Annotated in this window: 8 protein-coding genes; 1 reads left to right on the forward strand and 7 read right to left on the reverse strand. The window is 74.4% G+C overall.

Annotated features, from left to right (window positions below; translation table 11 throughout):
* Positions 1-101: 101 nt before the first annotated feature.
* The 7 genes from ACYVM4_RS14705 to ACYVM4_RS14735 form a co-directional block, all read right to left on the reverse strand.
* Positions 102-758: a sulfate/molybdate ABC transporter ATP-binding protein gene (locus ACYVM4_RS14705; protein ID WP_460669005.1), complete on the reverse strand. Its 657-nt coding sequence runs from the start codon at positions 756-758 to the stop codon at positions 102-104.
* Positions 755-1,561, reverse strand: a complete 807-nt coding sequence (locus tag ACYVM4_RS14710) for an ABC transporter permease (protein WP_460669006.1) — start codon at positions 1,559-1,561, stop codon at positions 755-757. Before ACYVM4_RS14710 ends, ACYVM4_RS14705 begins: the two co-directional genes overlap by 4 nt.
* Positions 1,558-2,310, reverse strand: a complete 753-nt coding sequence (gene modA / locus ACYVM4_RS14715; protein ID WP_460669007.1) for a molybdate ABC transporter substrate-binding protein — start codon at positions 2,308-2,310, stop codon at positions 1,558-1,560. The genes ACYVM4_RS14710 and modA overlap by 4 nt, the downstream gene beginning before the upstream one ends.
* Before the next feature lie 7 nt (positions 2,311-2,317).
* Positions 2,318-2,716, reverse strand: coding sequence for a TOBE domain-containing protein (locus ACYVM4_RS14720; protein WP_368822058.1), 399 nt, complete (start codon positions 2,714-2,716; stop codon positions 2,318-2,320).
* Positions 2,717-2,777: 61 nt separating this feature from the next.
* Positions 2,778-4,583 carry a DNA helicase RecQ gene (gene recQ, locus ACYVM4_RS14725; protein WP_368822059.1) on the reverse strand — a complete coding sequence of 602 codons (1,806 nt, stop codon included), beginning with the start codon at positions 4,581-4,583 and terminating at the stop codon, positions 2,778-2,780.
* Entirely contained in the window at positions 4,580-6,934 is a 2,355-nt protein-coding gene (locus ACYVM4_RS14730) for a glycoside hydrolase family 65 protein (protein WP_368822060.1), read from the reverse strand. The genes recQ and ACYVM4_RS14730 overlap by 4 nt, the downstream gene beginning before the upstream one ends.
* A 47-nt stretch (positions 6,935-6,981) precedes the next feature.
* Positions 6,982-7,845 carry an enoyl-CoA hydratase gene (locus tag ACYVM4_RS14735; protein ID WP_368822062.1) on the reverse strand — a complete coding sequence of 288 codons (864 nt, stop codon included), beginning with the start codon at positions 7,843-7,845 and terminating at the stop codon, positions 6,982-6,984.
* Between the two features lie 155 nt (positions 7,846-8,000).
* Between ACYVM4_RS14735 and nadE the strand changes: the two genes are divergently transcribed.
* Positions 8,001-8,825, forward strand: coding sequence for an ammonia-dependent NAD(+) synthetase (gene nadE, locus ACYVM4_RS14740; protein WP_368822064.1), 825 nt, complete (start codon positions 8,001-8,003; stop codon positions 8,823-8,825).
* Positions 8,826-8,855 lie beyond the last annotated feature (30 nt).

Below are 8,855 nucleotides of genomic sequence, written 5' to 3' on the forward strand. Positions count from 1 at the left end.
CACGACGGGGTGGGTCGTGTGAGCCGGGTCATACGACGAACGGTGGTAGTCCCGATGGTACTGCGCGGACCCGGGCGGCGCCGGAGCGCCCCGCACGGCGTTCAGCCCGCCGCGACCCGGCCGTGCTCGAGCACCACGACCCGCTCGGCCAGGGCGGCGGCGTCCCCGGCGTCGTGACTGATGACCAGGGCGGTCCGCCCCGCCAGCACCCGGACGAGCAGCTCGTGGACGAGGGGCCGGGCGGCCGCGTCCAGGGCGGAGAACGGCTCGTCCAGCAGCAGCAGCTGCGGCTCGGCCGCCAGGGCCCGGGCGATCGCCACGCGCTGCGCCTGGCCGCCGGAGAGCTGGGCCGGCCGGCGGTCGGCGAACTGCTCGGCCCCCACCTCGGCCAGCCAGTGCCGGGCGGCGGCCCGCGACCGGGCGCGGCCCGCCCCGCGGCTGCGCGGGCCGAAGGCCACGTTCTCGAGCACGCTCAGGTGCGGGAACAGCAGCGGCTCCTGCGCCATGAGAGCGATGCCGCGCTCGTGCGGGGGCAGCCAGCTCCCGCGCCCGGCGTCGTCGAGGTCGAAGAGCACGGCCCCGTCGAGGGTGCACCGGCCGGTGTCCGGGACGAGCAGGCCGGCGAGGACGGCGAACAGGGTGGACTTCCCCGCGCCGTTGTGGCCGGTCACCGCCACGGTGGCCCCCGGGGGGACGGTCAGCGAGAGGGACACGTCCCGGGCGGCCAGCCGGGCGGTCACGGACAGCCCCTCCGTCATCGCCGGCCCCCGGCCCGGCGCACGGGGGCGGTGAGACCCACGACGAGCACCGCCACGACCACGAGCACGAGCGAGAGGGCGACGGCGGCGTCCGGGTCCGTCTCCCGCAGCAGGTAGATCTCCAGGGGCAGGGTCCGGGTGGTCCCCTGCAGGCTGCCCGCGAAGGTCAGGGTGGCCCCGAACTCGCCCAGGCAGCGGGCGAAGGAGAGCACCGCGCCGGACGCGAGCCCCGGCAGGACCAGGGGGAGGGTGACGCGTCGCAGCACGGTGGTGGGCCGGGCCCCGAGCGTGGCCGCGACCTCCTCGTAGCCCGCCGACGCGCTGCGCAGCGCCCCTTCGAGGCCCACCACGAGGAACGGGAGCGCCACGAACGTCTGGGCGAGCACCACGGCCACGGTGGTGAAGGCGATGCTGATCCCCGCCAGCTCGAGGTGGCGCCCGACGAGCCCGTAGCGCCCGAAGGTGTGGAGCAGGGCGATCCCCCCGACCACGGGCGGCAGCACCAGCGGCAGCAGCACCAGCGCCCGCAGCAGCCGTGCGCCGGGCAGCCGCGCGCGGGCCAGCACCAGGGCCATGGGGGTGCCCAGCAGCACGCACAGCGCGGTGGAGACGGCCGCGGTGCGCAGGCTCAGCCACAGGGCGGTGCGGGAGGCCTCCGAGGTGATGAGGCCGAGAAAGCCGCCCCCGTCCACCCGGGCGAGCATCCCGAGGACCGGCAGGACCACCACCAGGGCGCCCAGGGCCGCCGGGACCCACACCCAGCCCGGGACGGTGCTGAAGCCGCGGGGACGACGCCGGGTCACGGCGCCCCGAACCCCGCCCCGGCCAAGACCTCCCGGCCGCGGTCGCCGGCGACGAGCTCGGTGAACTGCCGGGCCAGCTCCGTCTCGTCGGAGTCCGCGAGCGCGGCGACGGACAGGCGGTTGACGGCCCGGGACGCCCGGGGGATCCCGACGACCTCGACCGCCTCCCCGGCCGAGCGCGCGTCCGTGGCGTAGACCAGGCCGGCGTCCGCCTGGCCCGAGACGACCTTGCCGAGCACGTCCGTCACGGAGCCCTCCTCGCTCACCGGGCTCAGCCGCACGCCCGAGGCCTCCTCGACCCGCTCGGTGGCGGCACCGCACGGCACCTGCGGCGCGCACACCACGACCTGCACGCCCGGGTCGGCCAGGTCCCGGAAGGTCCCGACACCCGCCGGATTGGCGGCGGGCACGACCACGGTCAGGACGTTGGTCGCGAAGACCTCGGGCTCGCCGGCGACGAGCCCGGCGTCCACGGCCCCGGCCATGCTCCGCTCGTCCGCGGTGGCGAGGACGTCGGCGGGCGCGCCCTCCGCGAGCTGCTGGACCAGGGTGGAGGAGCCGGCGAAGCTCAGCGACACCTCGACCCCCGGGTGCTGCGCCTCGAACTGCTCGGCGAGCCCGGTGAAGGTGTCCGTGAGGGAGGCGGCGGCGTGGACGTCGAGGACGGTCGCGGGGGCGTCGCCGGCCCCGCACCCGGTGACGGTGAGTCCGAGGGCGGCGAGGAGGACGGCGGAGGCCCTGCGGTGCACCGCTGCCTCACTCCCCGGGGGTCTCGACGACGACGCTGGTCGACTTGACGACGGCCGTGGCCACGCGGCCGGGCTCCAGACCCAGGTCCCGGACGGCCTCGGTGCTCATGAGCGAGACGACCCGGTGCGGGCCGCACTGCAGCTCCACCTGGGACATCACGGTGTCCGAGACGACCTCGGTGACCAGTCCCACGAACCGGTTGCGCGCCGAGCTGGCGACGCGCGCGGGGTCCTCGGGCCGGACGGAGCGCTCCTTGAGCAGGCGGGCCAGCTCCAGTCCGTCCACCACGGTCTGGCCGGTCCCACTCCGGGCGCTGCGCAGCGTGCCCTGGTCGATCCAGCGCCGGACGGTGTCGTCGCTGACGCCGAGGAACCGGGCGGCGTCGGCGATCCTGATCTCGGTCATGGCGCCATGGTATCCGCGTCTGCGGTCATTCACCCGTCATGCGGGACGCAGGTGCGGCACCTCAGGCGTCGGCGACGACCTGGCGGACGGCCTCGCCGTAGCGCTCGAGCTTGGCGTCGCCGACCCCGGAGATGCCCCGCAGCTCGCTCAGCGAGCTCGGCCGGGCCTGCGCGATCGCGGCGAGGGTCGCGTCGTTGAAGACCACGTACGCCGGCACGCCCTGCTCCTTCGCCACGGTGGAGCGCCAGGCCCGCAGCTGCTGGAAGAGCTCCTGCTGGGGCTGGTCGAGGACCGGCGGTGCTGCGGCGGTCCTCGGCGAGCGGACGGCCTTGACCCGCTCGGGCTCGCGGCGCAGGCGCACCTCCTTCCGCCCGCGCAGCACCTCCCCGGCCGCGTCGGTGAGCGCCAGGACGCCGTACTCGCCCTGCACCTGGAGCAGGCCCTGGGCCAGCAGCTGGCGCACCACGCCGCGCCACTCCTGGTCGCTCAGCTCGGTGCCGATGCCGAACGTGGTGAGCTCGGTGTGGCGCATCCGCACCACCCGCTCGGTCTCCCGGCCGAGCAGGATGTCCACCAGGTGCCCGGCGCCGAACTGCTGGCCCCGTTCCCGCTGCAGCCGCACGATCGTGGACATGAGCTTCTGCGCCGGGACCGTGCCGTCGAAGGCCTCGGGCGGGCTGAGGCAGTTGTCGCAGTTGCCGCACGCCTCGCTCGCCTCGCCGAAGTAGCGCAGCAGCTGCTGACGGCGGCACTGCACCGTCTCGCACAGCGCGAGCATCGCGTCCAGGTGGAGCGTCTGGGCGCGCTTGCGCTGCCGGTCCCCCTCCCCGTCGTCGATCATCCGCCGCTGCTGGACGACGTCCTGCAGCCCGTAGGCCAGCCACGCCGTCGACGGCAGCCCGTCCCGCCCGGCGCGTCCGGTCTCCTGGTAGTAGCCCTCGACGCTCTTGGGCAGGTCGAGGTGGGCGACGAAGCGCACGTCGGGCTTGTCGATCCCCATGCCGAAGGCGATGGTCGCGACCATGACGACGCCGTCCTCGCGCAGGAAGCGGGTCTGGTGCTGCGAGCGCAGCTCGGCGGGCAGGCCGGCGTGGTACGGCAGCGCGGTGACGCCCTGGCCGGCCAGCCACTCGGCCGTGCGCTCGACCGAGGCGCGGCTGAGGCAGTAGACGATGCCGGCCTCGCCGTCGTGCTCGGTCCGGATGAGCTGCAGCAGCTGCCGGCGGGCGTCCTTCTTGGGCCCGACACGGTACTGGATGTTGGGCCGGTCGAAGCTGGAGACGAAGACGCGGGCGTCGTCCAGGCGGAGGTTGCGGACGATCTCCTCGCGCGTCTCCGCGGTCGCGGTGGCGGTCAGCGCGATGCGCGGGACCCCGGGCCAGCGGTCGTGGAGGATCGTCAGCCCGAGGTAGTCGGGGCGGAAGTCGTGGCCCCACTGGGCCACGCAGTGCGCCTCGTCGACGGCGAAGAGCGCGATGCGGGCGCGGTCGAGCAGGTCGGCCGCCACCGGCAGGCGCTCGGGAGCCAGGTAGAGCAGGTCGAGCTCGCCGGCCAGCAGACGGCTCTCGACGGCGCGGCGCTCCTCGGCCGTCTGGGTGGAGTTGAGGTACGCGGCGCGCACCCCGACCTGCTCGAGGGCGTCGACCTGGTCGTGCATGAGCGCGATGAGCGGGCTGATGACGACGCCGGTGCCCTCCCGGACGAGCGCGGGGATCTGGTAGCAGAGGCTCTTGCCGCCGCCGGTGGGCATGAGCACGAGCGCGTCGTCGCCGCGGGTGACCGCCTCGATGATCTCGGCCTGCTGACCGCGGAAGGCGTCGTAGCCCCAGACGCGGGTGAGCACCTCGAGGGGCGCGGACGGCGTCATGGGGTGCTGGGGGCGCGCGGGTCGCGGCCCGGGGGCTGGCGCGGTGCGGGGGTGGGCGGGTGGGGCGTGTGCAGCGGGGCGGTCGCGGGGCGGTCGGCCGTGACGGTCAGGGGCTCGTCGTCGATCCGCAGCGCCACCTCGCCGGCGGCCCCGTCCAGGAGCCGCACCGTCGTGCCCGAGCGGATGATCTCCACACCGATCCGGTGGCCGCGCCACCGGAGGCGGAAGGCGATCCGGTGCAGCCGCTCCGGGAGCCGGGGGGCCAGGCGCAGCTCGTCCCCGTCCGGGTCCAGCCCGCCGAACCCGCAGACCACGGCCAGCCACGACCCGGCGGCGGAGGCCAGGTGCAGGCCCTGCTCGGCGTCCTGCTGGATGTCCCTCAGGTCCACGAGGGCGGACTCGCGCAGGTGCTCGAGGGCGAGGTCCAGGTGGCCCACGCGGGCGCAGACCACGGCCTGGACGCAGGCCGACAGGGACGAGTCGCGGACGGTGCGCCGCTCGTAGTAGTCGAGGTCCCGGGCGGTCTGCTCGGGGGTGAACGCCTCGGCGCACCACCACAGGGCGAGGACCAGGTCCGCCTGCTTGACGACCTGGCGGCGGTAGATCTTCGCGTAGTGGAAGTTCTCCTCCACGGGGTAGCCGTCGCGCTTGGCCCCGAAGTCCCACTCGCGGTAGGTCGTGAACCCCTCGTTGGAAGGGTGCACGCCGCGCACGGCGTCGTAGGGGACGTGGATCGCGTCCGCCAGCGCCCGCCACCGCTGGAGCTCGTCCGCCGTCACGGAGAGCCGTCCCACGTGCTCGGGGTGCTCCTCGCACGCGTCGGCGGCCGCCCGGAGGTTGCGCCGGGCCATGAGGTTGGTGAACACGTTGTCGTCCACCACGCCGGTGTACTCGTCCGGCCCGGTCATCCCGAGCAGGTGGATGCTGCCCTCGTGGTCCTCGTGCACCATGGCCGCCCACACGCGCGCCGTCTCCACGAGGACGTCGACCCCGCCGACCGCGGTGAGGTCCTCGCCGGTCACGTCGGCCCACCAGCAGAAGGCGCGCGCGATGTCGGCGTTGACGTGCATGGCCGCGGTGCTGGCCGGCCAGTACGCCGACGTCTCGTGCCCGTCGATGGTGCGCCACGGGAAGGAGGCGCCGCGCAGGTCCAGGACCTGCGCCCGCTCCCGCGCCAGGTCCAGGGTCGAGGAGCGCCACTGCAGGAGCCGGGCGGCGTCGCGGGGGCGCAGCAGCGCCAGGGCCGGCAGCACGAAGCCCTCGACGTCCCAGAAGGTGTGCCCGCTGTACCCGCCGCCGGTCAGCCCCTTCGCCCCGACCGGGGCGCGGCTGACGCACGCCGCCGCCTGCAGGAGCTGGAACAGGTCGAAGCGGATCGCCAGCTGCAGCTCGGGGTCGCTGTCGATCTCCACGTCGGCGCCGCCCCAGTACTCGTCCAGCTCCGCGCGCTGGTCGGCGAGCAGCCCGTCCCAGCCGCGCCGCCGGGCCCCGGCCATCGCGGCGAGCACCTGGCCGCGGAGGTCGTCGGCGGGGTCGTCCGCGGCCGAGGAGTGGCACAGGTACTTCACGAAGCGCACGCTCTCACCGGGTCCGACGTCGGCGACGACGGTCGTCACCACGTGGTCCTCGTCGCACTGCGTGCTGACGGCGCCGCCGGCCGGCAGGCCGACGTCGTGCTCGACGGCCGCCGCGACCCCGATGCGGCTCTGGGCGGTGCGGTGGACCAGGACCCCGCCCGTGTCGTGGCAGTGGTGGATCTCGGGGCGGAACGGCTTCTCCAGGGCGGCGCCCACGCGCGGGTCCGAGTTCTCCACGTGCGGCGGGGTGCCGTTGACCACGAGACCGGACCGGAGCACCACCTGGACGGGGTGGTCGACCGCCTCGACGACGTAGTGGATCGCCGTCACCGGGCGCTGCACCAGCGAGACGAGCCGGGTGGACGTCAGGCGCATCCGGGCTCCCCGCGGGGTGAGCCACTCCGTCTCGCGGCGCAGCGTGCCCGCGCGCAGGTCGAGCACCCGCTCGTGCCGCTCCGGAGGGGACTCCCGCACGTCCAGGGGGACGCCGTCGACCTGCAGGTGCACGGTGCTGCCGTCGGCCACGCCGATGATGGCCTGCCCGTGCTCGGGGTGCCCGTAGCCGCCCTCGGGGTAGGACAGCGGGTGGTACTCGTAGACCCCTGCCAGGAAGGTGCCGCGGGAGACGCTGGGCTGCGCCTCGTCCAGGGTGCCGCGGACGCCGATGTACCCGTTGGACAGGGCGAAGACGGACTCCAGGGCGCCGTGCGCACCGGGGTCGAGGGCGGACTCGCGGACCTGCCAGGCGGACGCGTCGATCGAGGGTTTCGGCATGGCACCACGTTAACCCCCACGGCCGGGCAGCACCCGGCGGCGGGGACTCAGCGGTGGGTGAACCGCGGCTCGCGCTTCTCCGCGAACGCCGCCATGCCCTCCTTCTGGTCCTCGGTGGCGAACAGGGCGTGGAAGAGCCGGCGCTCGAGGTGCACCCCCTGCGCGAGAGTGGTCTCGAACGCCGTGTCCACGGCCTCCTTGGCCGCGAGGACCGAGGGCAGGGACTTCGCCGCGATGGTCCCGGCGACGTCCAGGGCCTCCTGCAGCAGGTCCGCGGCGGGCACGACGCGGGAGACGAGGCCCGCCCGCTCCGCCTCCGCGGCGTCGATGTGCCGGCCGGTGAGGACCATGTCCATGGCCTTGGCCTTGCCCACCGCGCGGGCCAGGCGCTGGGAGCCGCCCATCCCGGGGATCACCCCGAGGTTGATCTCCGGCTGCCCGAAGCGGGCCGTGTCCGCGGCGATCAGGAGGTCGCACATCATCGCGAGCTCGCACCCCCCGCCGAGGGCGTAGCCCGAGACCGCGGCGACCACCGGCGTGCGCACCCGGGTGAAGGCGTCCCAGCCCGCGAACCAGTCCGCGAGGTACATCTCCGGGGCGCTGCGCCCCGCCATCTCCTTGATGTCGGCGCCCGCGGCGAAGGCCTTCTCCGAGCCCGTGAGGACGATGGCCCCGATCCCGGGGTCGGCGTCCAGGGCGGCGGACGCGGCGACGACCTCCCGCAGGGTCGCGGCGTCGAGGGCGTTCAGCGCCTTGGGCCGGTTCAGGGTGATGACCCCGACCCTCCCGCGGGTCTCGACCAGGATGTTCTCGTACGTGCTCCCGGAGGTGTTCCCCGGGCTGTCCTGCAGGCTGTCCTCCGGGGTGCTCCCGGGGGTGTTCCGGTGGTCGGTCCCGTGCTGCTCGCTCATGCTGCGCTCCTGGTTCGCTCGGTCGGTCGGGTCTCGGTGCTCTCGGGTGCGGTGGGGCGGTGCGGGGGCATGGCCCGCATCCTACGCAACGGCCCCGCCGTCTCCCGGCCGTGTTCCCTTGCCCTCCCGGGAGCGGCCCGCACTAGCATGGGCCCATGCGGACACTGCAGGCAGCAATCATCGAAGAGATGGGCGTGAAGCCCGAGATCGACCCCGAGCAGGAGATCGAGGCGCGCGTCGGCTTCCTCTGCGACTACCTGCGGGCCAGCGGCACGAAGGGTTTCGTGCTCGGCATCAGCGGGGGCCTCGACTCCACGCTCGCCGGCCGGCTCGCCCAGTTGGCGGTCGAGAGGCTGCGCGCCGAGGGCGGCGAGGCGGAGTTCGTGGGCGTGCGCCTGCCCCACCGGAAGCAGCACGACGAGGAGGACGCCCAGGCGGCCCTGCGCTTCGTCGCCGCCGACCGCACCATCACCTACGACATCGCCCCGGCGGTGGACGGCTTCGAGCACGGCTTCGAGGGCACCACGGAACGGGAGCTCTCCGACTTCAACAAGGGCAACATCAAGGCCCGCATGCGGATGATCGCCCAGTACGCGATCGCCGGGGAGCACAACTACCTCGTGATCGGCACCGACCACGGCGCCGAGTCCGTGACCGGGTTCTTCACCAAGTACGGCGACGGCGGGGCGGACGTCCTGCCGCTGTTCGGGCTCGACAAGCGGCAGAACCGTCTCCTCGCGAAGACCCTCGGTGCCGAGGAGCGGCTGTGGGCGAAGGCTCCGACCGCCGACCTGCTCGAGGACGCCCCGGGCCAGACCGACGAGGCGGAGCTCGGGCTGTCCTACGACGACATCGACGACTACCTCGAGGGCCGGGAGGTCGACGACGCGGTGGCGGAGCAGATCGAGCACCGCTGGCGCATCACCCGGCACAAGCGCACGACCCCCGCCACGATCCTCGACGACTGGTGGCGGGACTGACGCTCCGAGCACCGGCAGCACGACGGAGCC

It is taken from the genome of Kocuria himachalensis, from assembly GCF_054784195.1.

What these genes read in the sequence shown, in the direction of transcription:
- ACYVM4_RS14705 (WP_460669005.1), bottom strand. Translation starts at nt 758, where the DNA reads ATGACGGAGGGGCTGTCCGTGACCGCCCGGCTGGCCGCCCGGGACGTG.
- ACYVM4_RS14720 (WP_368822058.1), bottom strand. Translation starts at nt 2,716, where the DNA reads ATGACCGAGATCAGGATCGCCGACGCCGCCCGGTTCCTCGGCGTCAGC.
- recQ (WP_368822059.1), bottom strand. Translation starts at nt 4,583, where the DNA reads ATGACGCCGTCCGCGCCCCTCGAGGTGCTCACCCGCGTCTGGGGCTAC.
- ACYVM4_RS14730 (WP_368822060.1), bottom strand. Translation starts at nt 6,934, where the DNA reads ATGCCGAAACCCTCGATCGACGCGTCCGCCTGGCAGGTCCGCGAGTCC.
- ACYVM4_RS14735 (WP_368822062.1), bottom strand. Translation starts at nt 7,845, where the DNA reads ATGAGCGAGCAGCACGGGACCGACCACCGGAACACCCCCGGGAGCACC.
- nadE (WP_368822064.1), top strand. Translation starts at nt 8,001, where the DNA reads ATGCGGACACTGCAGGCAGCAATCATCGAAGAGATGGGCGTGAAGCCC.